The sequence below is a fragment of the Paenibacillus arenilitoris genome (assembly GCF_014705655.1).
In the GTDB taxonomy this organism is placed as follows: domain Bacteria; phylum Bacillota; class Bacilli; order Paenibacillales; family Paenibacillaceae; genus Pristimantibacillus; species Pristimantibacillus arenilitoris.
The window spans coordinates 20,724-46,322 of record NZ_JACXIY010000032.1 but is presented as its reverse complement, the minus strand read 5'-3'; the positions used below and the strand labels follow the sequence as shown (position 1 = coordinate 46,322).

General features: G+C 55.2%; 22 protein-coding genes. 2 read left to right on the top strand and 20 right to left on the bottom strand.

Going from position 1 to position 25,599, the window contains the following annotated elements:
- Positions 1 to 91 precede the first annotated feature (91 nt).
- The 6 genes from IDH41_RS23445 to IDH41_RS23420 all read right to left on the bottom strand — a co-directional run bounded on the left by IDH41_RS23445 (position 92) and on the right by IDH41_RS23420 (position 9,033).
- Complete coding sequence (locus IDH41_RS23445) at positions 92 to 1,465, bottom strand: extracellular solute-binding protein (protein ID WP_190865438.1); 1,374 nt, start codon at positions 1,463 to 1,465, stop codon at positions 92 to 94.
- 200 nt (positions 1,466 to 1,665) lie between these two features.
- A complete protein-coding gene (locus tag IDH41_RS23440; RefSeq protein WP_190865436.1) occupies positions 1,666 to 1,857 on the bottom strand; it encodes a hypothetical protein in 192 nt (63 codons plus the stop codon).
- A gap of 9 nt (positions 1,858 to 1,866) precedes the next feature.
- Positions 1,867 to 4,773 (bottom strand): DEAD/DEAH box helicase, encoded by a 2,907-nt coding sequence (locus IDH41_RS23435; protein WP_190865434.1) that lies wholly within the window; start codon positions 4,771 to 4,773, stop codon positions 1,867 to 1,869.
- Positions 4,770 to 6,374, bottom strand: coding sequence for an SWIM zinc finger family protein (locus tag IDH41_RS23430; protein ID WP_190865432.1), 1,605 nt, complete (start codon positions 6,372 to 6,374; stop codon positions 4,770 to 4,772). Before IDH41_RS23430 ends, IDH41_RS23435 begins: the two co-directional genes overlap by 4 nt.
- A 101-nt stretch (positions 6,375 to 6,475) precedes the next feature.
- Complete coding sequence (locus tag IDH41_RS23425) at positions 6,476 to 8,221, bottom strand: sensor histidine kinase (RefSeq protein WP_190865430.1); 1,746 nt, start codon at positions 8,219 to 8,221, stop codon at positions 6,476 to 6,478.
- A gap of 134 nt (positions 8,222 to 8,355) precedes the next feature.
- Positions 8,356 to 9,033 carry a tetratricopeptide repeat protein gene (locus tag IDH41_RS23420; RefSeq protein ID WP_190865428.1) on the bottom strand — a complete coding sequence of 226 codons (678 nt, stop codon included), beginning with the start codon at positions 9,031 to 9,033 and terminating at the stop codon, positions 8,356 to 8,358.
- Positions 9,034 to 9,253: 220 nt separating this feature from the next.
- Here IDH41_RS23420 and IDH41_RS23415 point away from each other — a divergent pair, with 220 nt between their 5' ends.
- The gene (locus tag IDH41_RS23415) at positions 9,254 to 10,834 is read left to right on the top strand and encodes a catalase (RefSeq protein ID WP_223829994.1); all 1,581 of its coding nucleotides are present in this window, start codon (positions 9,254 to 9,256) and stop codon (positions 10,832 to 10,834) included.
- Positions 10,835 to 11,025: 191 nt separating this feature from the next.
- Here the strand turns inward: IDH41_RS23415 and IDH41_RS23410 are convergent, their stop codons facing one another.
- The 4 genes from IDH41_RS23410 to IDH41_RS23400 form a co-directional block, all read right to left on the bottom strand.
- Positions 11,026 to 11,454 (bottom strand): DUF4395 domain-containing protein, encoded by a 429-nt coding sequence (locus tag IDH41_RS23410; protein ID WP_317890807.1) that lies wholly within the window; start codon positions 11,452 to 11,454, stop codon positions 11,026 to 11,028.
- A gap of 174 nt (positions 11,455 to 11,628) precedes the next feature.
- Positions 11,629 to 11,829: an SRPBCC domain-containing protein gene (locus tag IDH41_RS23405; RefSeq protein ID WP_317890809.1), complete on the bottom strand. Its 201-nt coding sequence runs from the start codon at positions 11,827 to 11,829 to the stop codon at positions 11,629 to 11,631.
- A complete protein-coding gene (locus IDH41_RS31840) occupies positions 11,775 to 11,927 on the bottom strand; it encodes a hypothetical protein (protein WP_263364602.1) in 153 nt (50 codons plus the stop codon). Before IDH41_RS31840 ends, IDH41_RS23405 begins: the two co-directional genes overlap by 55 nt.
- Before the next feature lie 16 nt (positions 11,928 to 11,943).
- Positions 11,944 to 12,372 (bottom strand): VOC family protein, encoded by a 429-nt coding sequence (locus tag IDH41_RS23400; protein ID WP_190865424.1) that lies wholly within the window; start codon positions 12,370 to 12,372, stop codon positions 11,944 to 11,946.
- A 249-nt stretch (positions 12,373 to 12,621) separates the two neighbouring features.
- Here IDH41_RS23400 and IDH41_RS23395 point away from each other — a divergent pair, with 249 nt between their 5' ends.
- Positions 12,622 to 13,011, top strand: a complete 390-nt coding sequence (locus IDH41_RS23395) for a collagen-like protein (RefSeq protein WP_190865421.1) — start codon at positions 12,622 to 12,624, stop codon at positions 13,009 to 13,011.
- A 216-nt stretch (positions 13,012 to 13,227) separates the two neighbouring features.
- Here IDH41_RS23395 and IDH41_RS23390 read toward each other — a convergent pair whose 3' ends face one another.
- The 10 genes from IDH41_RS23390 to IDH41_RS23345 all read right to left on the bottom strand — a co-directional run bounded on the left by IDH41_RS23390 (position 13,228) and on the right by IDH41_RS23345 (position 25,588).
- Positions 13,228 to 13,452: a helix-turn-helix domain-containing protein gene (locus IDH41_RS23390; protein WP_006040330.1), complete on the bottom strand. Its 225-nt coding sequence runs from the start codon at positions 13,450 to 13,452 to the stop codon at positions 13,228 to 13,230.
- 124 nt (positions 13,453 to 13,576) lie between these two features.
- Positions 13,577 to 14,281, bottom strand: a complete 705-nt coding sequence (locus tag IDH41_RS23385) for a sortase (protein WP_190865420.1) — start codon at positions 14,279 to 14,281, stop codon at positions 13,577 to 13,579.
- 39 nt (positions 14,282 to 14,320) lie between these two features.
- Positions 14,321 to 14,752, bottom strand: a complete 432-nt coding sequence (locus IDH41_RS23380; protein WP_190865418.1) for a GtrA family protein — start codon at positions 14,750 to 14,752, stop codon at positions 14,321 to 14,323.
- Positions 14,742 to 15,746, bottom strand: a complete 1,005-nt coding sequence (locus IDH41_RS23375) for a glycosyltransferase family 2 protein (protein ID WP_190865416.1) — start codon at positions 15,744 to 15,746, stop codon at positions 14,742 to 14,744. Before IDH41_RS23375 ends, IDH41_RS23380 begins: the two co-directional genes overlap by 11 nt.
- 23 nt (positions 15,747 to 15,769) lie before the next feature.
- Positions 15,770 to 19,579 carry a glycosyltransferase family 39 protein gene (locus IDH41_RS23370; RefSeq protein ID WP_190865414.1) on the bottom strand — a complete coding sequence of 1,270 codons (3,810 nt, stop codon included), beginning with the start codon at positions 19,577 to 19,579 and terminating at the stop codon, positions 15,770 to 15,772.
- A 169-nt stretch (positions 19,580 to 19,748) separates the two neighbouring features.
- A complete protein-coding gene (rfbD, locus tag IDH41_RS23365) occupies positions 19,749 to 20,612 on the bottom strand; it encodes a dTDP-4-dehydrorhamnose reductase (RefSeq protein WP_190865412.1) in 864 nt (287 codons plus the stop codon).
- On the bottom strand, positions 20,612 to 21,631 hold the full coding sequence (rfbB, locus tag IDH41_RS23360; RefSeq protein ID WP_190865410.1) for a dTDP-glucose 4,6-dehydratase: 1,020 nt from the start codon (positions 21,629 to 21,631) through the stop codon (positions 20,612 to 20,614). The genes rfbD and rfbB overlap by 1 nt, the downstream gene beginning before the upstream one ends.
- A complete protein-coding gene (gene rfbC, locus IDH41_RS23355) occupies positions 21,628 to 22,191 on the bottom strand; it encodes a dTDP-4-dehydrorhamnose 3,5-epimerase (RefSeq protein ID WP_190865408.1) in 564 nt (187 codons plus the stop codon). The genes rfbB and rfbC overlap by 4 nt, the downstream gene beginning before the upstream one ends.
- A 627-nt stretch (positions 22,192 to 22,818) precedes the next feature.
- Complete coding sequence (locus tag IDH41_RS23350; RefSeq protein ID WP_190865406.1) at positions 22,819 to 23,916, bottom strand: CgeB family protein; 1,098 nt, start codon at positions 23,914 to 23,916, stop codon at positions 22,819 to 22,821.
- 271 nt (positions 23,917 to 24,187) lie between these two features.
- A complete protein-coding gene (locus tag IDH41_RS23345; protein WP_190865404.1) occupies positions 24,188 to 25,588 on the bottom strand; it encodes a rhamnosyltransferase WsaF family glycosyltransferase in 1,401 nt (466 codons plus the stop codon).
- Positions 25,589 to 25,599 lie beyond the last annotated feature (11 nt).

Here is a 25,599-nt window from a genome sequence, read left to right as displayed (position 1 = left end):
CCCCCGTTTGTTTGAAAAAAAAGAAGGCGCCTTCCGGAAGGAAGGACACCTTCTCGCCCGTCTGAGCCGATCTAAAGACTTGCCGGCCGGCCTACTGAGCCGCGTTCGCCTTCTCCTGCGCGGCTTGGATTTTGGCCGCGACCTTATCCGGCGTGCTGACTTTGCCGATCAGCTCCTGCAGGCCGACGCCGATCTCCGCCGTCACCGCCGGCTGCGTAATCGAGTCGAAGGCAGGCCAGGAGGAGGATGCGCTTGCCATGACGGTCAATACTTCGGAAATGAGCGGATCGACGCCAGACAGGTCGGACAGCTTCATGGACGGCAGCAATTTGTCTTCGATGAGCGTCCGTTTTTGAATTTCCTCGTTGAAGAAGTTGGCGATGAATGTTTTGACGGCGGCGATTTGGTCTTCGTTCAGGTTGGCCGAGAAGCCGAAGCCGTTCGAGTAGGAGGCGTTGATCGACGTCTGGTCGCCGGCTCCTCCCGGAATCGAAGGGAACGCGAAATAGCCGATCTGCCCCTTCAAATCCCCCGCTTCGTCGCTCGTGAAGCGGTTCGCGTCCCACGATCCGGTGAAGACCATGGCCGCTTTGCCGGACAGGAGCTGCGCGCCTTGATCCGCGTAAGCGAGGCCGAGCGAGCCCTTCGTGAAGTATTCCTTGTTCACGAGATCCGCATAAGCCGCAAAGCCTTTGACGAAGTTTTCGTCCGTCCATTTCGTCTCGCCGGTCACGACTTTGTTGATCGCGTCCATGCCGACGTACCGCTCCAGGACGGAATTCCACAGCATGCCGTTAACCCACGCATCCTTGGCCGCAAGGCCGAACGGCGTGTAGCCGGCCGCTTTCGCTTTCTCGGCGACGTCCAGCAGCTGATCCCAAGTCGTCGGGATCGAGAGGCCCAGCTCGCCGAACGCTTTTTTATTGTAGAAGATTGCCTCGCTGTAGCCGCCGAACGGCAGACCGTATACTTTGCCGTCGATCGTGAATTCCGACAAGCTCGCGAATTTGTCCTTGATGCCGAGCTCTTCGATGATCGGCGTCAGATCCAGCATGCGGCCGGCCTTCACGTACAGCTTCAGGTCGGCGCCGCCGAATACTTCGAATATGTCGGGCGGGTTGCCGGCGGCCATCTCGGCCTTCAGCTTCTGGTCGCGGTTGACGATTTCGTCGATGCCCTCGAGCTTGAACGTGAGGCCTTCGTTCTCCTGCTCCGTCTTCGCGACGACGTCCTCCAATATTTTCAACCGGGTTTTGCTTGTTTCTTTAATTTGCGTATGGCGGAGGGAGAGCGTCACCTCCTTCGGTGCGGGTTCCTCGGACGGCGCCGTTGTCTCGGCAGGCTTGTCTGTGCCCTCGGAGCCGGTGCCGGCAGGCGGCTCGGCGTTGTTGTTCGATCCGCAAGCGGATGCGACGAGCGCAACGGACGTCAGAAGCGCGGCAAGCAGGGAAAAGCTTTTTTTCATGCAATAGACCTCCTCGTATAGGGTGTTCGTTGGTTTGCTTCGCTCTTTTATTATAGACGGGGCCTTTCTTGACGCAGGAGGTCGAAAATACGATAAGCGCGGGATACAATTCTATTATTCCGTTCGGGGAGGGGGAAAATCATACAGCCTGCAGGGCAACGATTCCCGGCAGGCTGTAAACGTCGATGGTGCGTATTCGGTTAGCGCTGCATCTCTTCCGTAATTTCTTTAACGGCCTCGTAGAACCGCCGCCACTCCCGGTTCGCGCCATCCGGCCCGCCCCGTTCCCCGGCCGCGGCCTGCTCCGGCGCGTCCCCGCCTCCGGCGCGAGATGCTTCCGGCGCGGTCTGTCGCAGCTTCGTCTGCTTCGCTTGCGGGTTATGCTCCGCCATGTCGATTCTTCACCCTTTTAACCGGCCTTTCCGAAGGGCGAACAGATCCCTCAAGTCTTCCGTGGACAATTCGGTAATCCACTGCTCGGATTGGCCTACGATTTGTTCGTTCAGCGACTGCTTGTTCTCGATCATCTCGTCGATCTTCTCCTCCAGCGTGCCGAGCGTGACGAACTTGTGCACCTGCACCTTCTTCGTCTGCCCGATCCGGAAAGCGCGGTCCGTCGCCTGGTTCTCGACCGCGGGGTTCCACCAGCGGTCGAAGTGGAACACGTGGTTGGCGGCCGTCAGGTTAAGCCCCGTCCCGCCGGCTTTGAGCGACAGCACGAACGCGCAGCAGGGCTCCTCCGTGTTTTGAAACCGGCCGATCATCTCGTCGCGCCCCGCCTTCGGCACTCCGCCGTGCAAATACGGAACCGGCAAGCCGAGCCGCCGCTCCAGCAGCTGCTGCAGCTGCTTGCCCATATCGACGTACTGCGTGAAGATCAGGCAGCGCTCGCCCTCCGCCGCGATTTCCTCGCACATGTCGAGCAGCCTCTCCACTTTGTTGGAACGCTCGGACTCCCACGCGGCCGGCCTCTCGTCGCCCGTCAGCAAGGCGGGATGGTCGCACAGCTGCTTCAGCTTCGTCAATGCCGCGAGAATCAAGCCCCGCCTCTGCATCGGGCTCAGTTTATCCAAATTGTCGAGCAGGTCGGCCACCAGATTCTCGTACATGGCGCCTTGCTCCGCGGTCAACGAAACGTACGTCTTCGATTCGATCTTATCCGGCAGAGCGAGCTGGATGGTCGGATCCTTCTTCACCCTTCTGAGCATGAACGGCCTAACCCAGCGCTGCAGCCCCGCGATCAGGTTCTCGTCGCGCGTCTTCTCGATCGGAGCGACAATCGCCTGGCGGAATTCGTTCATCGGGCCGAGATAGCCCGGGTTGATGAAATCGTAGATCGACCACAGCTCGGTCAGCCGGTTCTCCATCGGCGTGCCCGTCAGCGCGACGCGGTGATGCGCGCTTAGCCGGCGAATCGCCATCGACTGCTTCGTATAGACGTTTTTGATGTTCTGCGCCTCATCCAGGCATAGCGCGTCCCATTCGACTAAGGCCAGCTCCTCCTCGTCGAGCTGGGCGAGCGAATAGGACGTGATGACCAAATCCGCGCCCTGCGCCGCCTCCCGGAACGCTTCCCCTTTGTCGCGCCTGTTGCCGTAATGCAGCATGACGCGCAGCGACGGCGCGAACCGCTCCAGCTCCTTCTCCCAGTTGCCGATGACCGACGTCGGGCAGACAAGCAGCGAAGGCCCGTTCCGCTGCAGGTTATGCTCCTTCACGTAGGTAAGATAAGCCATGAACTGGATCGTCTTGCCGAGGCCCATGTCGTCGGCCAATACGCCACCGAGCCCGAACTTCCGCAGAAACAGCAGCCACGTGACGCCTTGATGCTGGTAGGGGCGAAGCTCGCCCAGGAAGGTGGCCGGGACGTCTGCCAGCGGCAGTTCCGACGACTGCTGCAGCTGCTTCAGCCACGCGGTCAGATGCTCGTTCAGCTCGATTTCCGCGCGCAGGTCCGAGTCGGGCTCGCCGTCCTCGTCGATCGGCAGGCCGCCGCGAAGATGCATCTCCAGCACGTCGCGGAAAGACAGCCCGTGGCGCTTGCCCATTCGCTTCAGCCACTGCTTGATTTGGGTAACGTCCTGCGGATCGAGATGCACCCATTCCCCGCCGATGTTGACGAGCCGGCGGTTCTCCTCCGCCAGGCGGAGAAACTCCGCCTCGGTCAAATTCACGTCGCCGAGCGCCAGCTTCCAATCGAATTGCACGATCTGGTCGAGGCCGAACATCGGCTGCGCCGCCGAACCGACCGAGGATTTCATCTTCGCCCGGACGCGCAGCTTGCGAGAGCGGACCGCTTCCCACCAGGCCGGCAGCAGCACCGGGCAGCCGGCTTCGAGCAGCCGGACGCTCGCCGATTCGAGAAACTGCCAAGCCTCGTGATCCGAAAGCTGACCGCTTCCGCTCTCATCCGCCAAAGCGTCGCTCCAATCCGGAAGCGCGGCCAGCCATCTCTGCCGCTGCTTCTCGAGCTTCTCCCGCAGGTACGGCCGCCACTCGTCCGGAATATCGTCTGACGCGCCGGACTCCTTCTCCCAGCCCGGCTCGCCGAAGGTCCGCCTTACCGGGATCCAGGATCCGCCCTCGCGGTCCTGCAGAGCAGGCCGCAGCGTCCAGCCAGCCGCCTCGCTCGGCTCCGCGAGCTGAAGCGCGACGCGGAACGGAAGCGTATCCTTCCGATACCCGATCGCGATCAGCCAATCGTCTTCGTCGGCGGACTTCCGCCTGACGACCGTCTCTCCGGATGCCTTCTCCACCTCGCGCCATGCCTGCGCCGCCGGCTCGTATTCTTCGATCATTTGCTCGATCGCACCGCTCAGCCAATGCCGGGCGCCGACGTCTCCGTTCTCGGCAGCCTCGCGCACCGCGTCCGTCCACTGCCGGTTCAGCCGCGCTTCCCGCTCCGGAATCGCCAGCTTCCAGCTCCGCCGCGTCTCCGACCATTCCTGCCAATCCGGCGCGAACCAGCCGTTCAGCATGGCGGCCCGTATCAGCTCCGCCAGCCGCATCAGCGTACGGAGCCGCTCGGTCCATTCGAGCTGCAGCAGCCTCACCGGCCGCGGCGACGACAAGTAATCGGCCGCCAGCAGCGGCGGCAACTTCAGCAGCTTCCTGTCGCCGACGGCGATCTCTTCGATCTCCGCGCCGTACCAGGATGCCTTGTGCCAGGCGAACAGCAGCGGCCGCAGCTTGCCTTCCGCCGCGTCCTTCCGTTCGGCCGTGCCGAGCAGCAGCGAATAACGGCCGTCCTCGTCCTTGTTCCAAAATCCGTCTATGACAAGCTTGCGCGCGCCTACGAATGTCCTCATGTCACGATTTTCCCTTTCCACAGCTCCTCCTGGAACGCCCTGAGCCGTTGATGCTTGCGGACGAGCCCCTCGATGTACCGGTCCCATCTCGCCGCGTCCTTGTCCGCTTTATACAGCCGCTCCAGCTTCTTGAGCTGCTTGACCGCCATCTTGTAGCCTTGCCGGTTGCGCATCTGGATGCAGGCTTCCACGGATTGATGATACATCGGCATAAGCGCCCTGGGGGCAAGCTTCGCGATCTCCCGCAGCGCGTGGGCGCCGACCTCCTCCGGCCGGGAGCCGACGAGCATTTGCAGGTCCGCCCATTCCTCGTAGAGCTTGCGGTCCAGCCAATGATCGGACAGCTCCGAGTACGAATGAGGCAGCAGCTGCTTCATGTAGTCGGTCCATACCGGAAGATCCGGCCGGTCCAGATCGGCCCGCCGGCACAAGGTAAGGAACGGGCCGACCGTCCGGCTGCTCCTCGCCTTGTACACGCGCTCGAACAAGAAGCCCATCCAGCTCTCGACCAGCTCCCACTTCCCTTCCTCCATGCGCTGCGCCGCGCAAGGATACATGACGCGCTGGGAACGCTCGAAGCTCGACTTCGCGAAATGGCTGAGCGCCAGATCGTCCCGCGAATCGAAAAAATACATCATGCCTACCGCAGTATGCACGAACGAGGCGTTCATCCCGCCCGATTCGGCCTCTTCGGCGAGCCGCAGCATCGAGCCGAGCTCGCGTCCGTACCAGCCGCGGTTCTCCGACAGCTTCTCGCACAGCGCCAAATACAGGAACCCCCATTCGAACAGCTGCTGCTCCTCGCCGGAAGCCCTTCTCTTCACCAGCGCGACGAGCGTATCCGCCCATACTTCTTCCTCCGCCTCCATCTCGGCGGGCGCGAGCTCGGAGATGAGCGAATGGAGATGCTCCACCCAAGGCTCCGCCATGCGCGTGAACGACATTTCATGGTAATAGCGGCTGAACGAATCAACCGTCGTAATGGCGCGTTCCGCCTGCTCCAGCACGAACAGGATGGCCGCAGCCCAGTGCAGGCGCCGGCGCGGCTTCTCCCAATCCTTCGATAAGCCTTTGAGCGAGGATAATACGGGCTGCAGCGCATGGAGGGAATGGCGGCATTTGCGCCAGGTCTCGCCGTGCGCCGCCTCCATCCAGGCCAGCCACTGCTCCGCGCCGCCCCCCTCGCCGGGATCGCGGGACGCATCCGGCTGCTCCTCCGTCTCCCGTAACGGAGCCGCCTTCAGAAGAGCGCTCGCAGAAGTTAGCCCGAGCAAGCGGAAATATGCCTGCTCGGCCCGCGAGTGGCCGCCTTCCTGCAAGCTGCAATACTGAAAATAAACGGCGGCCATGTGCTTGCAAAATCCGCTGACCGGACAGGTGCACGAGCTGTACCGGAAATGGCCCGCGTCGAGGATGACCGCATACAGGTCGGATCCTTGGACGACGCCGTACAGGTTGTCGTGGCCTCCCGCGTTTGCGCTATTGACGCAGCCCTCCATGTAGTAGAGCCAGCCGCGTTTCATGACGGCGATATAGGCATGATCGTTTAACTGCTGCTCGAAAGCCGCATGGAGCTTCTCAACCAAGCTCATTTCAGACATACACCCGCTTCCCCTCCGTTCCTTTCGCATTCCTTCCATTATAACAAATAATGCGCCGCGACGACGAATGGAATTCGTCTCCGGCGCATTCTTTTCACCCGTTACAGCGGGATTCGCAGAATGAACGTCAATTTGCCGGTCGGCTCGGCCGCGACATAGACGCTCCCTTTGTACCGCTCGGCGATGGACTTGACGATCGACAGCCCGAGTCCTTGATGATCCTGCTGCTTGGTCGAGTAGCCGGCGTCGAACAACGGCTTCGTGACCGTCTCCTCCGCCTGGTCGCATGTGTTGCTAATCGTGAATTCAAGGTCCTCCGCCGTCTGCTTGCCTACAAGCGTAACATGGCGGCGGTCCTCATCATATTTGAGCACCTCGTCGAAGGCGTTATCGATCAAATTGCCGAGCATCCGGTTCACGTCCAGCGTTTTGACGCCCATCTCCTTCATATTGAGGCCGGTGAACGAGCAGCTGAACTGAATTTTATGACTTTCCGCCTGCGAAATTTTCGAACGCACGAGCGCCGCGATCGCCGGATTGCCGATGTTGATAATATCGTTCATCAGGCGGATGTCGCCCGTCAGCTCCTTCGTGTACGCGACGAGCTCGCTCGACTTGTTCAGCTCCGCGAGCGAATGGATCGTCTGGACGTGGTTCAGGAAATCATGCCGCTGCGCCCGGATCGATTGGAACAGCTGATTCATTTCTTCCACGTACGTCTCCTGGGTCACCCGCACCGCCTTGTCGCGGGACTGCCTGTAATACCGCATGGCCACGACGGCGATGAGCAGGCTGATTCCGGTTAAGACGATAATGATGACGCCCAAATTTAAAAACTGCGAATCGAGCTTTTCCTGAATGATATGGTAGTCCGAGGAAAGCGTCAATACGTAGCTGTCCATCGGGATGCCGTCCCGGTCGGTAATATTGATGCCCCGGTCGTCCGCGAAGACGGGAATGAACAATTTGTAGATTTCTTTGCCGCCGATGGTTTCCTTGAGCGTAACCGTCTCTTTGGTCAAATACGCCTTGCGCACCAGTTCGGTGTCTCTCTCCGACTTGATCGTATACGATCCGTAGAAGATCGGCTCCTGCACCTTATGGCCCTGCACGTCGCCGTTCGGATGAATCGTATTCTCTCCGTCGGGGAACGTCTCCGGATTGATGAACGCGATTTCGAGCAGCGAATCGCTGCTTTGCAGCGAATTCTCGATCATCCGGTGAACGCCGGTCGCCTTCTCGTACTCCTCCTGCCGGTCGTAGCCGACGTAAGGATCGATGATATAGTTCGTCGCCCCGTCGTAGTAATAGCCCCACTTGTTAATTTTGTCGACGTCGGTCGAGGACACCTCGAACGGCCCGCTCCAGAAATTCGGCAGCGACTGGCCGAGCCAATCGACCGAAGCGTTCTTCTCGTCGAACAATTGGTTGAACACCTGATACCAGGGCTTCCACGTTTTCGTGCTTTTGCCGAGCTGCGATTCGTCTGACGATTTGTAGAGGACGATGTCGCCTTGCAGCCGCTTCAGGAGCGTAATATGGCTGATGCCAAGCTTCTGGCTGAGCTCGGCGAGCTGCTCGTTCGTCACCTTCTCGATATCGGGGTCCAGCGCGTACTGGGCCGCAATGGAGGCGGTGCGAAGCTCTCTGCCGATCTGATCCTGGAACAATTCGGCGCCCCGCCGGGATTGCTCGAGCGATACTTCAAGCCGTCTCGCATGAGCGAGAAGCTCCTCGTTAAACGAATCTTCCAGCGTCTTCTTCGTCAGAAAATAGTAGGCGGTATTATTTAATAGAATAATAACGACGATCACCCCGATCGCCATAAGCCAAATGTTGCGCTGCATTCCTTCATCTTGCCTTTCTCTCTAATATAGCATTCATTATGTCGCATCCGGTTCGAAACGACAATACAGCGGCTCTTAACAAATGATAACAATCGACAAAATTTTGTCGAATATGGCGCTCCGTCCTCCGTTTCCTAAGCCGATAACCGCTTCAGCAGCAGACGGACGGCCCATTTGCGCTCCTGCCGCTTCTTGTACCGCGGCAGCATCCGGTAAATGCGCAGCCCTTCTTCGATCGCGCTCTTCGCTTCCTGCCGCCGGCCTAGCCGCTTGTAGATCGACGCCAAGCGGTCGTAAGCTTCGCAGGAGGACGATTGGATCTCCTGGAACGCTCGAATATACGCGAGCGCTTCGTCGCTGCGGCCGCTTGAATAATGCGCGGCGAGGCGCAAGTACGGCGCGCCGTATTTGACGCGCGGGTTGATCGCCAGCGCGCGGTCGATCGAATCCGCTCCGCGCTCCTCGTCGCCCGTGAACAAATAACAGGCGCCGATATCGTCCCAATATTCCGCCGAATCCTCGAGTGCGTCCCGAAGCGGCTCCAGCCTCCCGAGCGCTTCGCGGTAACGTTTCCGCTCGATGAGGAGCCGGGCAAGCTCGTGCTTCGCGGACACGTCGCTGGGCGAGAAAGCGATATGCTGCTTTAATTTTTTGATCCGCGATAATCTCTTTATCGGCTTGAACAGGCTTGGCGTTAACCCTACGAATCGGCGGTCCAGCACGTAAAGCAGGAGCAGGATGACGATGATCGCGACGAACGGGTTGCCCAGCAGCCAAGTCAGCATGACGAACAGAAGACTAAATTTTAACATATGATCCTCCCGTTAAGTTAGCGAAAGTACGCTTATTCCGATTAAACATGGGTTATTCATCCATTTATATCAATCCATCATACCACAAACCTGCCATTCATAGCTTCATCGCTCTTTTGCCCGCTCGCTCGCGAATTGTATAAGATTGGCAATGCAGACTCATACTACGTCCGTAAATGGACCTGTTCACTAAAATTGAAAATCGGAGGAAGCAATCGTCATGACCGCAAACGACAAGGAATCGATGGATCAAACGTTAACGAACCGGCAGGGGCATCCGATCACCGATAACCAGAACATTCGCACGATCGGCAACCGCGGCCCATCGACGCTCGAGAACTATCATTTTATCGAAAAAATATCGCATTTCGACCGCGAGCGCGTTCCCGAACGCGTCGTGCACGGGCGGGGCGCAGGCGCGCACGGCTACTTCGAGGCTTACGGCAAGCTCGGCGACGAGCCGATCTCGAACTATACGAGAGCGAAGCTCTTCCAGGAAGCGGGCAAGCGCACGCCCGTATTCGTCCGCTTCTCGACCGTCATTCACGGCGGCCATTCGCCGGAGACGCTCCGCGACCCGCGCGGCTTCGCCACCAAATTTTACACCGAGGACGGCAACTGGGATTTGGTCGGCAACAACCTGAAAATCTTTTTTATCCGCGACGCGATGAAGTTTCCGGACATGGTCCACGCCTTCAAGCCCGATCCCGTCACCAACGTGCAAAACATGGAGCGCTTCTTCGACTTCGTCTCGCAGACGCCGGAAGCGACGCATATGATTACGTTCCTGTTCTCGCCGTGGGGCATTCCCGCCAATTACAGGCAAATGCAAGGCTCCGGGGTCAATACGTACAAATGGGTGAACGCGGAAGGGAAAGGCGTGCTCGTCAAATATCACTGGGAACCGCTGCAGGGCATCCGCAACCTGACCCGGAAGGAAGCCGAGGAGCTGCAAGCCAAAAACTTCAATCACGCGACGCAGGATTTGTACGAGGCGATCGAGAGAGGCGATTACCCGGCTTGGGAGCTTCAGGTGCAGTGGATGAGCGACGACGCGCACGAGGAGCTCGACTTCGACCCGCTCGACGATACGAAGCTGTGGGATCCCGAGCTGTTCCCGATGCTGCCCGTGGGCAAGATGGTGCTGAATAGAAATCCGGACAACTACTTCGCCGAGGTCGAGCAGGCCGCCTTCGGCACCGGCGTGCTGGTCGACGGACTCGACTTCTCCGACGACAAAATGCTGCAGGGCCGCACGTTCTCCTATTCGGATACGCAGCGCTACCGGGTCGGCAGCAACTACCTGCAGCTGCCGATCAACGCGCCGAAGAAGCGGGTCGCCACGAACCAGCGCGACGGCCAGATGGCGTTCTACGTCGACATCGCGCCGGGCCAGAATCCGCATGTCAACTACGAGCCGTCGACGATGGGCGGCCTTACGGAAGCCGACCGCCCTGGCGCTGCGCACGAGCCGGCCTACGACGCCAAGCTGATCCGCCAGCCGATCGACCGCCAGAACAATTTCAAGCAAGCGGGCGAGACGTACCGCAAGCTCGAGCAATGGGAGCGCGACGAGCTGATCGGGAATTTGGTGGACGCGCTCGGCACCTGCAGCGCGGTCATCCGCGACACGATGGTGAAGCATTTCGCCGAGGCGGACCCCGACTACGGCAAGCGCGTCGCCGACGGCTTGAAGGAAGCGGACGAGCATCGCAAGGACGGCGGCCACGTCGGCACCAAGCCGGCGAACGAAGGCATGGAAATCGCCAGGGAGCTCGGCCACCGGACCGACGGGTATTAAGGACAGTCCGGCCCACTACCTGCGGTTACCTTGCATTTTATGCAGCGGAATCGCGCAATAGGGCACCGAGCAACATATACGTTGCAGTTCGTGCAACGGAATGCGTCTCGGTGCCCTATTTTTTCGTGCCATCCGGCTATTCTGCTGCATTATTGCAATGCAGCGAATCCGCACATTGATCCACGCCGTTATCAGGTTCGGTTGCGGCTGCGATATTTATATTGAGTCCACTGATAATGAATAAAACAGCCGATGCAAAATCCAAGTATGGCTATGGAAGCCGCAAGGCAGACCATCGCCGATGCCGCATACGCCAAGACGGTCCAATGCATCAAGTAACCGACCAGCGCCGCAAGCAAAAAGAGAATGGCCAGCACTTGATTAAACTTCTGCTGCCCTTTATCTTCGGGTGCGTAGGCGGACGGATTTTTTTTGAGGAACGCTTTTGCCGCGTACATTACGGGGTTGAAATCAAAAAGCACGCCCATCAGCCCGGCGATCAACGGAACGGCCAAAATCCAATAGCCCCCCGTGACCCAGGTCAGGATGACGGACAACACAATGACCCATTGATTGGTCCGGACCAATGGCCGGGGAATGGACGGAGAGTCGTTGTTCACTCGCTTGACCACCTTTCTTATCGTACTGACACCATTATACATCCCGCGCTTCCTAAACTGAACACTTAATACTCATGTCGATCAGGTATAATAACGATCAGGTTGTTTCGTTACGAGAAAAAACGAGCCTGTCCTTCGAGGACGGGCTCGTTTTTTGAGATCAAAGTCTATGTTTCAACTTTCGATAAATTCGGCAAGGTTCTCCAGACTGGACTTCAAGCCGGCGTCGTGATCTTCCTTCCGTATGCCTGCGGGGACGTTCTCGCATACGACGGTAACCGCAGTGCCCTCCGGAACGGCTGTCAACGTCCATGTCATCATCATCTCTCCCGCAAAATCGGGGTCGTCGGATTGGAATTCGACTGACTGCGCAATTCGTTCATTCGGGACGAGCTCCTGTAAACAGGTTCGGGCGATGCCTTGACGACTCTCGATGCGGAGTCCGTTCGCTTCTTGCCCGGTGCGTTTGCCATCGCTTCAGCCCTCCGTTTATTTACTAGCTGGGCTATCCGTATAAACTTGAAAGGTCACGCCGAATTTGTCGGTTACATCGCCGAAGCCCGGACTAAAAGGCGTTTCTTCAAACGGCATATTCACTTGGCCGTCTTGCCGCAACGCTTCAAAAAATCGTTGCGCCTGCTCCACGTCGTTCGTTGAAAGGCAAATGGTAACCTGCTTCCCTTTTGGAATAGACGATCCGCTTGGCGCATCCGATAGCATGAGTTCCGTTCCGCCGACTCGCAGCTTGGCGTGCGCGACAAGATTTTTCAGCTCGTCCGTGAACGTATTCGGCATTTCCGGCATATCGCCATAAGCAATGATATGGAGGATTTCGGCGTCTATCGCCTGTTCGTAAAACCGAATCGCTTCCCTGGCGTTTCCTTCCATATTCAAATAAGGGGTAAGTTTGACTGTCATCTTGGATCAACTCCTCTTTTTTTTCAATCATAGCCTATAAATCATGCTTGGGTTTCTTACGGATTGCTAAGTTCTTCGCCTTCTACGATCGCTAAGGGGCGTTCGGATAAAATATTTTATCCGATTTTGCAGTACCGTACAAATCACTCCGCAAAGCGCATCCGCATACAATACACCAGCTTCGCAGATAGACGTTCGCCCTCATTGTCGGTAATCCATGGTTACAACCATCATAAGGAGTGAATCGATATGTCATTTTTGCCTCCGTTCGGCCCGCCGGGAGGCGGCGGACTGCCGCCGTTCGGACCGCCGGGACCTCCTCCGCCTCCATTCGGGCCTCAACCGGGACCGCCCGGCCCGCCAACTCCGTCAGGGCCTCCCGGCGTTCAAGCGCCTACCGCGCCGCCGCCGCAATTCGTTCCGCCGCGTCCGCAGTTTACCGCATTCGCCGTCGACCCGGGAGCTATCCGCAGATGCTTGTTCCGCAATACGTACATTTGGCTGACGAATGGCAACCAGTTCTGGTTTTTCCCCATCTTCTTGGGCAGAAATTCCATCGCCGGCTTTCAATGGAACGGCTTTTTCTGGATGTATGCGGGCTACGACCTGAATCGCATCGAATCGTTTACTTGCTTCTAGCGGCACCGCTTCCTAACGGAAGCAAACAAGGGCAGCGCATAACGGCATCGGCCGAAATGCGCTGCCCTTGTTCCTTGCATTTGGTGCAGCAGAAACAGGCATTAAGGCACCGAACGTGAGCTGCGTTGCAGTCCGTGCAACGGAAAGCGATTCGGCGCCCTGACCCCAAACAAAACAAGACAGCATATCGCTATGCTGCCTGAGGCCCTTGCTATGTCAGATTTGTAATTCCCCAAGCTTTATCAGCTCTACAACCGCCTGCGAACGACCTTTAACGTTCAGCTTCTGCATGACATTCGAAATATGGTTGCGGACGGTCTTCTCGCTGATGAATAATTGTTGAGCAATATCCCGGGTTGTTTTATCCTGTACCAACAGCTCGAATACCTCGCGTTCACGATGAGTCAGTAAAAACTTGCTCTTATGGTCGCTACCCTTCAAAGTTTGTCACCCCTCCTTGCACGGGTTTTTATGGTTTAACAAGGTTAAGGGATACAGTCAAATTATAGTATGAAGGGGCGGAACCAATGGTGCTGTATAAGGGGAAAATGGGCTCATGGCCCGGTTAGAGCTTCGCGTGGATGATTAACCGGTGCGTAGGATCCACGATCGGGTCGCACGTAATGAGCGTCAGCAGTTTGTCTTTATTATTGTAATTAAGGACGGACACGTCCGTCGGCTCGACGATCGATACCTTGTATACGGTGTACGTGTACGTCTCCCCCTTCGTATCGATGACGATTTTGTCCCCGGCCTCCAGCTCCCCGAGCCGGTTGAACAATCTTCCCTTCGAGCGCATCCGGTGGCCCGCGATGGCCGCGTTGCCCACTTGGCCGAGCGCCGTCGTTTCCTTCAGATGGGCCGCGGCGGATTTCATATTTTTTTGCGTAGCCCCCTCGAGAACGGGCAGCTTCAGCTTGATCTTGTCGATCGTAATCGTCGCGATCGGGCTCGGCTTCCGCTCCGCGGGCGTCGCCTGCGGCGTCGCGGAGGGCGCCAAGCTGGGCTCGGCCGACGGCGCGTCCGAAATCTCCGCGTCTTCCGCCAAAGCGGGGGAAGCGGACTCGGTGCCGGTCTCTTCCCGGAACAGCTGCGTCAGCTGTTCGTATTGCCGCTGCGCCTGCTGCCTAGCCTCCTCGTCGAAGCTCGATTGCTCCCACTCCGCCAGCAGCTTCTGTTGCTGCCTGTTCTCGTACCATTCGCTAGCTTTCGGATAGAGCAGGATCAACACGCCGGCAAGCACAAGCGCGATAGACAGAAATCTTCTCATGATCGTTCACCTCGCTTCACTAAATAGGGAATCGCCGCTCTATCCCCGTTCCCCCTCAGAACGGGCCGCGAATACCCACCGCTTGCTGCCGAAAAAATTGACGACGGCCGTCACGGCCGTTACCGGCACCTTGGCCATCGCTTCGCCGATGCCGAGCAGCTCCGTCAGAAGCGCGAGCAGCAGCAGCGACAAGGCGAGCACGAACAAATTCCATGCGATAAACCGCAGAACCGTCCTACCCGCGATCCGCGCGCCGGACGCGCCGGACGTGCCGCGGAACGTGATCCGGCTGTTCAGCAGGAGGCTGCTCGCCATTCCAGCGGCGTACGCGGCTGCTTGAGCCGGCACGTAATTCACCCCGGCCCAAACCAGCAAGGCGAACAGCGCGAAATCGATGGCGGTGTTCAGCAGGCCGATGAGATTAAACGCGATAAACTGCGCGCCCAGCCGCCTCCGGGTTTCACCTGGCATATTCGTCTGCCCCTCCGGCGTCGCCGTCTTCCTCCGCGCGCTTCTTCTCCCGATCCGCGTAGCCTTGCGTTCCGCGCACGATATAGAGCGGGCGGTTCTTCGATTCGTCGTATATCCGACCGATATATTCCCCGATCAGCCCGAGCAGCATGAGGATAATGCCGTTGAAGAGCAGGTTGACCGCTACGATCGAAGCCCATCCGGGCACCGTGCTCCCGGTGAACAGCTTCTGGAAGACGACGATCACGAGGTACAGGAAGCTCGTCAGCGACAACGCGAAGCCGACGTAGCTCGCGATCTTCAGCGGCTTGTACGAGAAGGACGTAATGCCGTCCAGCGCGAAGGCGATCATTTTTTTGAGCGGATATTTCGTCTCCCCGGCATACCGCTCCTCGCGTTCGTATTCGACCATCGTCTGACGGAAGCCGATCCAGCTGACGAGGCCGCGGATGAACCTGTTCTTCTCCTTCAAGCCTCGAAGCACGTCGCATACTTTGCGGTCGATCAACCGGAAGTCGCCCGTATCGACGGGAATGTCGACGTTCGTAAGCGTGCGAAGCGTGCGGTAGAACAGCTTGGCGGACAGCTTCTTGAACGCCGTCTCGCCCTTGCGCTTCACGCGCTTGCCGTACACGACTTCATAGCCTTCCTTCCACTTCGCGATCATTCGGAGAATGACCTCGGGCGGATCCTGAAGATCGGCGTCGATGACGACGATGGCGGCGCCGCGCGCGTAATCCATGCCGGCCGAAATCGCGATCTGATGGCCGAAGTTGCGGGAGAAGTCGATGAGACGGACGTTCGGGTCGAACTCGCAAATCATCGAGACGGCGTCGACGGTGCGGTCGCGGCTCCCGTCATTGACGAAGATCAGCTCATACGGCTCCCCGGTGCCGTCCATCACCTGCTTCAGCCGGTCATAAGTAAATCCGATAACCTCTTCCTCGTTGAACATCGGGACGATAATACTGTACTTCACGGCCGGCTGCTTCATGCCCGTATCTTCCCTTTCTTCCTTTAAAATAACCAGCTCGGGAACCAGCGCAGCAGATGCTCCACGTACCAGCTTTGAACCGTCATGCCGGACAACGCCGGATAGAACAGTACGAATAATAGAACCGCTATCGCGACGAAGACGCGGCGCGCCGGCTTGAAGGCCGGGCTCCTCTCCTCCAGCGTCTTGAACAGGTAAACCAGGCTTAGAATGACGAACGGCACCATCGCAAAATAATGATACAGGAACGTCAGCCGGGTAACGAGCATCCACGGCACGTACTGCGCAAGAAACGCGATCCAGATCGTATACATCGCCTTCTCGCCTCTTCTGACGCTGAGCCAGACCGTCGCCGCCATGGCGAAGATGCCCGCCCACCAAACAAGCGGATTGCCCATCGCCACGATCGTCGATTTCAAGCCTGCCGGCATGTTGTCGCCGGAATAATACCATACGGGCCGCTTCATGAACGGCCACTCCCACCAGGAGGAGGAGAACGGATGCGTCGATACGAGATTGCTGTGATAGCTGAACATGTTTTTCTGGTATTCGATCAGGCTCTTCAGCGTATAGCCGTCCTTCATGGCCGTTAGGACCGGTATGTAAGACAGCGCATAGATGGCGAGCGGGATCGCGACATAGAAGACCAGGCAGACGGCGAGCGTTGCGATCGCGTTCCGCGGAAACGCGCGAACGATATGCTCGAGCGCCCCGGGCGCGTACGTCCGCGCCAGCTCGCCGCCGCTTCGCAGCACCCGCCTCGCCGCCGCGTATTCCTTGTACCGGTCGAACAGCGAGAGGGCGAGCATAACCGCAAGTCCCGCGCCGCCGTACAGCACGATCCACTTCGAGGCGACGCCGATCCCGAAGAACAAGCCGGCCCAGAACAACGGCACGAGCGTAACCCCGAGCTTCGATTTATGGAAGCTGAGGCTAGCGTATTTGTGCATGAAATAAAACATCAGCATAATAAAAAACACGCCGTAGACGTCGATGGTCGCGATCCGCGTCTGCGTAAAATGCATGAAATCGGCGGCGAACAGCAGCGCCGCGATTCCGCCGTACAGGCTGGCGCCGAACAGCCTCCGTCCGAACAAATACATGAGCGGCAGCATCGCGATGCCGATCAGCGTGCCCGCGATCCGCCAGCCGAACGGATTCAGGCCGAACAGCTTGATGCCGACCGCGATCATGAGCTTGCCGAGCGGCGGATGCGTATTCTCGTACGCCGTTATATGCTCCAGATGCTCGTAAGCGGTGCGGGCGTGGTAGATTTCGTCGAAATAGGAGCCGTTGCTATACGTCGCTTCGTATTGCGCCAGGCGCTGCTCGTCGAACAGCAGCGGCACGCTCCCCCGCTTCGCGTCCAACGCCTGCTCGTCATTGATTCCGACGATCGGCAGCGGCGTTTTGTTGCCCTGCTCGTAAATTGCGAGCTCATGCATCGAGAATCCGGCCTGAACGGCCGTCAGCTTCACGTACCGCGCCTGCAGGGCGGCCGGCTGGCTGTTCCACGTAAATACCGCGACATGGCCGCTGTCGACTTCCATCACATGGTCCCAATCGGCGCCGTTCAGGCTGAATTCGTACTTATACTTTCCGGTGCCGACGCCGCCGAAGCTGTTGATTCGATCGAGCTGCTTCGTCTCGCCGAGATCGACGACGAAGCTCTGCGAAGAGGACGATGGCTGCCATGCGGTCTCGGGCCCTTCCATGTCGCCCAATCGATAGAGGGCGACGATGGCGTAAATCAAGGTGACGGCGCCCATCCAAACGTAATCCTTACGCTGAAGCCGTCTTCGTCCCTGCTTCAGCCTCGTCGCCTGCACCGCTTCGTACGGCGCCAGAATGGCGGCGTCCGCTCTTTCCTTCGCCCCGGCTGGCAGCGGCTCGAGCGGCTTCTCCCTGCCCGCGACGTACCTGTCGTACCCGATATACAGCAAGTAGAGCAACAAGCCGGCATTGGCAAGCGAGCAGAGCAGGACGATCCCGTCCGACGGCACGTTCGTGCTCGATTTGCTGTAATCCAGCACGTAGGCGATGTTGACGAAGCTGGTCACGCTGTAACCGAAATAGACATGCAGCAGTCTACGGTCGAATGAACGGATGAACGCAAGAATGCCGAGCAGCAGCACCGGGAACAAATAGCGCTCGTGCATTTTGGTCACGCCGATGAACACGACCGCGATCAGGACGACGGCGATAAAATACGGCCGCTCGGCGTCAAGACCTTCCCGCTTCTTAAGCCCGAACCATGCGGCGAAGGCGACGGCCGCCAGGATGAATAGATTCCCCCATGTCTCGAACGATAGAAGCAGCCATGTGTCCGATAGCGGCTTCCAGTTCGAGCCGCTCAGCGCGTACAGATTGAACGCGTTCAAGGTCGCGTAAGGATAAGAGGACAACGTCCCTTTATACAGATTGAAGAGAGCGGCCAGACCCCCGTTCCCCCAGAAGAACGGCAGCGCCAGCACGATAAACGTGCCGAAGCCGTAGAAGGCGCTGACCGGTATTTGCTTCCAGGCTCGCCGATAAACGAACCAGAGCAGCAGCACGGGCATGAAGATGAAAGCCTGCGGCTTGATCAGCGCCGCCAGCGCGTACCAGACGGACGCCCTGTCGATGCGGTTATCCGCGATCGCATGGACCGAAAGCGCCAGGGCCAGCGCGAACACCGAATCGACCTGCCCCCATGCCGCCGAGTCCGTGATAACGGCCGGATTGAATAAGTACAACAGCGCAATACCGAGCGCGAACGGGAATCCGGCTTTCTTGCGGGCCGTGCGGTATAGGAGCGCCGAAGCCGCCAGATCGGCGAGAATGGCCGGCGTTTTGAATAAGAGAAGCGCTCCATCTGACGCCGAATCGAGCGCGAACAGCTGCTTCAGCGCGCCCAGGACGTACAAGACGTAGATGTACCCCGGCGGATAATCGACGAACAGGCCGGAATGGTAGAAGTTAGGCAGCCCCTGCCGCACGGCGTGGTCCGCCCACGCCATGAACAGGGCGATGTCGTTCGCGTAGCCTTTGCTCGTTACGGCGATGGCGACCCGCAAAGCCAAGGCCGCGGCGAAGGCCATGACGAGCCATGCGCGCTGCCTGCGATGCGTCGCCTCCGCGAGGCTTCCCCCGCGAAGCAGCCTGTTATATACAAATGCGAACAAGGCGCCGAATAGAATCGCGACGAGCAATATCGGCGTTACGGAGACCGGTTCTGGCGCCGGTTCGGCCGCGCCGGCCGGCTCCGTCGCGGACAGGCCGAACACCTCTGCTCCGGCCGGGGCCTTCGATACCTTCTCGATGCTGACGTCATCGAAATACGCCTTGCCCGTATTGACGCTACCGTAGCCGCCGAGGCTCGCGCCGAACGTCAAGCTCTTCTGCTCGCTGCCCGTCTTGCCGTAGAAGTAGACGTACTCCCACTTCCCCAGCGTCTCCTGCGCCTGCGGATACGTAACGGCGACCCCGTCAATGAAGAAATGCGCGCCGGTCGCGCCGGCCGCGATCCCCTCCGTCCTCACGTAGCCGGACAGCTTGTACACCGTGTTCGGCTTGACGGCAACCTTCTGCACCCAGCGCGAATGGTTCGCTTCTTTATTCTCAAGCACGGCGGAATAGGTTCCCGTGTGCGCTTCGCTGCTGCTGACCGAATACGCGGTAGCCGGCTCGTCCTTCAAGTAGGCGTCCCGGCTCCAGCCGTCAGGTGCGCCGTCCGTTACCTGCTCGAAGCCGGCGTTCTTGAGCAGATTGCTCGCCGCTTCAACAGGTACGGCATGACACAGAATGGCTAGGAGAAGGATGATCGCTGCTGCAGCGCGCATATAAAAGTTCATATTTATTCCGGCCTCCGATTAGGATAAGGACTACTATCATTTTTTACAGTAAGTTACAAACTAACTCTATAAAATAATGATACGACGGTCAATGAAATTTGCAAAAAAATAAGCCCTCCTTCGCGAAGAATAGGCTGATTACAATATAGCAATAAGCAATTGTTGGATTTTATCGAAGCTGTGTTCGGGAGGTTCGTTCCAGTTCGAGCAGAAATCGTTTTAAAGCATCGCGCCACGTCGGCAAGTCATCGAATCCGTTCAAGCGGATGGCCATGTGATCCATTACCGAAAATGTTGGACGCGGCGCCGGACGCGGGAATTGTTCTGTCGTACAGGATTCTACAACCGCGTTACTTCCTGCTTCCTCCATAATCGCCTTGGCGAATTCAAACCAAGAGCAATGACCGCTGTTGGATGCATGATAGATGCCGTATTTCTCCGTCTCCAACAACTTCTCCACGAATCGGCACAAATCGATCGTATACGTCGGAGATCCGACTTGATCGCTTACGACCTTCATGTAGCCTTTTTCCTTCGCTAACTTAAGCATCGTCTTAACGAAGTTATTTCCATGTCTGCCATACACCCAAGACGTCCTTACTATAAAAGTATGAGGTACCAACAATTGAGACACCTCTTCGCCCGCTCGCTTTGACTTTCCGTAAATCCCTATCGGATTCGTTTGATCGTATTCCCGGTATGGTTTCGAAGAGGTGCCATCAAAGACATAGTCCGTACTAATGTAACATAGCTTCGCTCCAACCTCACGAGCGGCCCATGCCATGTTTCTGCTCCCGAAGACGTTAACCCGATAGGCTTCGTCGGGTTCGCTTTCCGCGCGATCAACCGAGGTGTACGCCGCTGCATGAATAACGGCTTCAGGTCGCACAGCTCTGATAACCTGCTGTACCTCGCTCAAGTTCGTTACGTCAAGTTCCGCACGACCGGCACCAATAACCTCATGATCCTTATCGAACCAATCGACGAGATCTCGACCTAACTGCCCCCGCGCCCCCGTAATGAATATCTTCATTATGATTGCTCCTGATCTGTATCGTTCGGATTGACCTCGTTCAACTTGAATTGGCCGGAAATGATCGGATTCCACCATTGATCATTCTGCAAGTACCAACGTATCGTTTCCCGAATGCCCGTCTCGAATCGGTACTTGGGCTTCCATCCCAGTTCATTTATGATTTTTGAAGCATCGATCCCATAACGTCTGTCATGTCCTAATCGATCCGCCACATACTTAATGAGCGTCTCCGGCTTTTGAAGCTCTTCCAATATGGTAGATACAATCGATATATTAGTCCGTTCGTTGCTTCCCCCTATATTATAGACTTCTCCTGCCGTCCCTTTATGAAGGACCAAATCAATCGCGCTGCAATGATCCTCAACGTGAAGCCAGTCCCGCACATTTAATCCGTCGCCGTATACGGTAAGCGGCCGATCGGCAATTGCAGAAATAATCATATGCGGAATTAGCTTTTCCGGGAATTGGTATGGTCCGTAATTATTCGAACAACGCGTTATCATCACCTGTAAACCATACGTTTCGAAATACGCGCGAGCCAACAAATCTCCCGCTGCTTTGCTCGAAGAATACGGGCTGTTGGGGGCGATAGGCGTTTGCTCCGTAAATAAGCCGGCAGGTCCAAGAGAACCATATACTTCATCCGTAGATATTTGTATGAAAGTTCGTACCTTGTGCTTTCTGGCAGCTTCCAGTAACAATTGCGTTCCGAGAACATTCGTCTGCACGAATACCTCGGGATGAGCAATTGAACGGTCAACATGAGATTCTGCAGCAAAATTTATGACGGCATCAACCCCTTGTTGAACCAGATTTTCAACCAATTGCTTATCACAGATGCTCCCATGTACGAAACGATGGTTTGGACAACCGTTTAATTCCGCTAAGTTATCCGTATTTCCCGCATAAGTCAAAGCATCTAGATTAATCAATTGGTAATCCGGGTATTTCTTGACCATGTAATGCGCGAAGTTGCTGCCGATAAACCCTGCTCCTCCTGTAATAAGTAATTTCACGCGTCCTCCCCCCACTGAAAGTTCATTTCCGCACATGATAGCTCGGGATGCCGTCCATCCTTATCGGATAAAATTGGTTTATTCGTAGGCCAATCGATTTGAAGCTCCGTATCACTCCAAAGGATTCCACGGTCCAGCTCGGGAGAGAATCCTTCATCCACCTTATACTGAACCTCCGTTTTCGGAACAAGGGTGCAAAAGCCATGGGCAAATCCCTTTGGTACATAAAGAACCCGTTTATTAGCCGAACTTAGAATAAATCCGGCCCATTGACCGTATGTCGGCGAGCCGGTTCGAATATCCACGACGACATCGTAAATGGCGCCGGAGGTCACGCGAACCAGCTTAGTCTGCGCTTTTGGATTCAATTGATAGTGAAGACCGCGCAGCACACCGGCTTCGGCAGAGTAGGAATGATTGTCTTGGATGAAAGATTCGGTAAACCCCATTTCACGCCATTTTCGCTCATTGAAGCTTTCAATGAAAAAACCGCGATGGTCTCCGAATACGTCCAGTTGAAACAACCGAACGCCGTTCAAATGTTCACTCACGAGTTTCAATTGTTCACATCCCCGATTCTATAAGAATAATTCGAATTTGCTCAATTAACCACCGGTCTCGTTCCGACTCGTTCGATAGTAAGTTGCCTAAACCGTGATTAGAGCTTACCCGATAGAAAAAGAATTTCTTTTTTTGATATGCGATAAAACCTTACGGTAGTCAGAATACTGTTTCGCGGCCCATATTCCCATTTAGCATGATACAAATACCAGATGACTTCCCCCTTACGCAATGCGCTAAAGTTATACGATATGGTCGTAAACACTATACATTCTAAAACTCCTCCACAAAATACTAACTCGCTCTAAGCTGCGTTAATGGAGGATTCTCCGTCTCTAAGTCCTTGCAAAAACCCTGCTTCATGCCCTTGACTATATCCTACGTGATATCCACGATTATAATCCTGTCTCCAACTGACTATGATCGACTTTCGGTTCCTCAATTTGCGAGTTCTCAATCTGGATCTTATCGGCTTTTTAATTGATTTCCTTAATTTTCTCTTCAACGGTTTCCCTGATTTCCCAAAAGATTTCTTTTTCGTCATACGAACTGCGCTTACTCGTTTCTTTATGTTTTTCCTTTTAGGAATCGACCGTTTTCGCTTCAGTGCCATAGATTTGCCTCCCTCACGATTGCTGAACAATGGCTCCCATTAATTGAGTTACCCTCCTCAAATAGCTATGATCGAGCAGAGTACGTGCTAATCCGGCAAGTGCGATTCGGCGGCGATCCTCTTCATGGGTCAAATAATAGTCTGCCTTTTCCATAAATTCTTTTACATCTCGAAATGTCTCCACCTCATGATGAGGTTTGTAACTAAGAGAAAGATCCTCACGAATATCAGTAAGTTGAAAAGCACCACATGATGCGATTTCAAATGTTCGAGGGTTAATCGATTTTGCAGTAATCATCTTTGAGTTTTCATTGTGAAAAGGCTCATCATATGGTCGATGCATATTAATGACGATCTTTGATCCGCAATAATATTTCGCAGTTTCATTAGGCGTCATCCACTGATTGCCTCGAATGCTTTTTTTTAGTAGTCTATAGTTCTTCAGCTTTTCCCACCCAAGTCCGGCAATCAACACTTTTTTCTTGGATAGATAAGGTGCCAGCGCATCGAACAATGCAACCCGATTGACAAAGGCAACGCCTAGAAAACAGATATCGAACTCATATGAAGAGTCTGTATACTGAGGACGATATATAGTTCTGTCCGCAGCCAAAGGCAGGTACGTCACTTTCCTACAGCCGAAAGATTGGTAGAGGGGAACACAGTTTGATTCTTGTGTAAATATATGATCATAAACGATCGCTTTATTCAAAGTAACATCCAAGGTATAAGGATCATCCGTTAACCAAATAACTGTTTTTATGCCTGCTTGTTTTATTGGATATATTTGTTCTATTGGTAGATAATAGCCGCTAAACACAAGAACGACATCGGGACGCCAAGCCAAAGCAGTCCCAGGTACATCATCATGTACACCAATTTCTCTGACCTCGGCCGTTGTTGATTGAAGAATAGATAATAGCGATCGCTCAATGGATAAGAACGGTTCTCCACCGCCGGAGCGCACGAACAACATTCGAACACCAAAATATGGAATATGTGATTCTTGCGTGTTACGAATGATCGACTCCGCCCTGCCTAACCAATAGCCTTGCTGCCAGCCAGCCTTAATTCCGTCTAATCGGCCTTTACGTAATGCTCTTAACGACATACATGCCCTCCCGCATAAAAGATTAAAACAATTCCTTGCACTTGCAATTCGATCAAATGATTTTGTATCTTTTTATTTATGATCTAAACCTGACAGATCCGCCAATTCAATGATTGTTCAGGACTTTCATAGGTGACTAATTCATGTTCTGGCCTGTACACATGAGACAACTGATTGTGCACTTCCGTTGTTGTATGTTATACGGACATAAATAAAAATTTTTGAGATGGTTAAGCAGGGCACTTTCACTCCCAAAATCTCCTGCATAATGTCAAAACACAGCTTCAGTCACCCGTTTCAGCTCACTGTCCCAATTTGAATGATTGTTTGTCATATCATGAATAGATTGCGTCGTAATACGATGCCTTAGCTTTATATCAGTTAAGCCTTGAATCACTTTTTCAGCAATGCTGCTTGCACTCATTTCCGTAAGAAGGCAATTCACTCCATCCTTCCAAATCCAATTGTTCCATTCGTTTACATTCGTAATGACAAGCGCACCGCATGCCGCCAGCTCCAAAGGTGGGTACGAAGGATGGCGTGTTGCCATAAGAACCAGCCCTGCATCACAAGAACGATATAATTCACCTGTTTGTTCATAAGGCATAAATCCATAATGTGTAACAAGTCCATCTATCCCATAAGCAGAATGATCCCAGGTGGAGCCCGCACTAATGATTTCCACGCGATCGCCTAATACGTTCTTTATTAATCGAATTGCCGCCGTTCCGAGCTCGAAACAATTTCTATATGCATTTGGCCGCCCATAAAAAAACAATCGTAATTTGTCTTTATGCTTAGGACGTGAGTGAGGATGAAACACTTTCGTATTCAAGGCTGGAGTAAAGTGAACGGCTGTTCCGCCATGTGCTTCATAGCTGTTCTTGAGCGATACTGTATTGCAAATAGCAGTAAAGCCGAAGCGATAGGTTGCTTGCGCTTGAGAGGATACCGAGCCAGCAGGATAAAAGTATGGCTCGTAGTCTTGCATAAAATAGATTTTTTTCCGTACGCCGTTAAATTTCAAAAGTGGATAAGCAGTTATCCATAACGTACAAAATCCGATGTCATGGGGTGGTATGGCAGACAAATTATTGATATCAGGGACTGCGATCAAAGCACAATCAGAAAGAAGTGGAAAAGCCTGCGCAATCTGGGAGCGATACTGTTCAGCGTTACCAGACATGGTAACCGCAAAATTGCTTCGTATGCCTCGTGTACGATGTAAATACTCTGCATATCGGAATATAGTGTGGAATCCTCCATAATAAACATTTGCTATCTGTGGAATAAACCAGATGGCTGTTTCGTATGGTCCTCCACTAACGTTGGAGGTTGCGACTCGGCTGTTATGAAGATCCATACTTGTGAAATCTAGCAACGTTGAGAACGTTATTCCTTCAGACACCATTGGATCAATGTGATGCGTTGTAACTTGAGGAGCCAATGTTTGCCTTCCAACAATGCGCCTCTTAACACTTCTTTTTCTAGCTCTCATTCTTCTCGTTAAATGCTTTCTTTCCGGCGTTTTCCCTTTTTTTAATCGTCTTTTTAGCCGTTCAGTAGCAGGTCTGCTTCTCATAGTTTTTCGCACGACCCCCGACTTTTTATTAAACCTAGTCATTCCCTTATTTGTAGCAGCTGAACGTCTCTTCTGTTGCAGAATTGCCAATTTGTTCCCTC

Excerpts from the sequence above, each read along its gene's own strand:
- IDH41_RS23445 (WP_190865438.1), bottom strand. The coding sequence starts at position 1,465 with ATGAAAAAAAGCTTTTCCCTGCTTGCCGCGCTTCTGACGTCCGTTGCG.
- IDH41_RS23440 (WP_190865436.1), bottom strand. The coding sequence starts at position 1,857 with ATGGCGGAGCATAACCCGCAAGCGAAGCAGACGAAGCTGCGACAGACC.
- IDH41_RS23435 (WP_190865434.1), bottom strand. The coding sequence starts at position 4,773 with ATGAGGACATTCGTAGGCGCGCGCAAGCTTGTCATAGACGGATTTTGG.
- IDH41_RS23430 (WP_190865432.1), bottom strand. The coding sequence starts at position 6,374 with ATGTCTGAAATGAGCTTGGTTGAGAAGCTCCATGCGGCTTTCGAGCAG.
- IDH41_RS23425 (WP_190865430.1), bottom strand. The coding sequence starts at position 8,221 with ATGCAGCGCAACATTTGGCTTATGGCGATCGGGGTGATCGTCGTTATT.
- IDH41_RS23420 (WP_190865428.1), bottom strand. The coding sequence starts at position 9,033 with ATGTTAAAATTTAGTCTTCTGTTCGTCATGCTGACTTGGCTGCTGGGC.
- IDH41_RS23415 (WP_223829994.1), top strand. The coding sequence starts at position 9,254 with ATGACCGCAAACGACAAGGAATCGATGGATCAAACGTTAACGAACCGG.
- IDH41_RS31840 (WP_263364602.1), bottom strand. The coding sequence starts at position 11,927 with ATGGCAAACGCACCGGGCAAGAAGCGAACGGACTCCGCATCGAGAGTC.
- IDH41_RS23400 (WP_190865424.1), bottom strand. The coding sequence starts at position 12,372 with ATGACAGTCAAACTTACCCCTTATTTGAATATGGAAGGAAACGCCAGG.
- IDH41_RS23395 (WP_190865421.1), top strand. The coding sequence starts at position 12,622 with ATGTCATTTTTGCCTCCGTTCGGCCCGCCGGGAGGCGGCGGACTGCCG.
- IDH41_RS23385 (WP_190865420.1), bottom strand. The coding sequence starts at position 14,281 with ATGAGAAGATTTCTGTCTATCGCGCTTGTGCTTGCCGGCGTGTTGATC.
- IDH41_RS23380 (WP_190865418.1), bottom strand. The coding sequence starts at position 14,752 with ATGCCAGGTGAAACCCGGAGGCGGCTGGGCGCGCAGTTTATCGCGTTT.
- IDH41_RS23375 (WP_190865416.1), bottom strand. The coding sequence starts at position 15,746 with ATGAAGCAGCCGGCCGTGAAGTACAGTATTATCGTCCCGATGTTCAAC.
- IDH41_RS23370 (WP_190865414.1), bottom strand. The coding sequence starts at position 19,579 with ATGAACTTTTATATGCGCGCTGCAGCAGCGATCATCCTTCTCCTAGCC.
- rfbD (WP_190865412.1), bottom strand. The coding sequence starts at position 20,612 with ATGAAGATATTCATTACGGGGGCGCGGGGGCAGTTAGGTCGAGATCTC.
- IDH41_RS23350 (WP_190865406.1), bottom strand. The coding sequence starts at position 23,916 with ATGTCGTTAAGAGCATTACGTAAAGGCCGATTAGACGGAATTAAGGCT.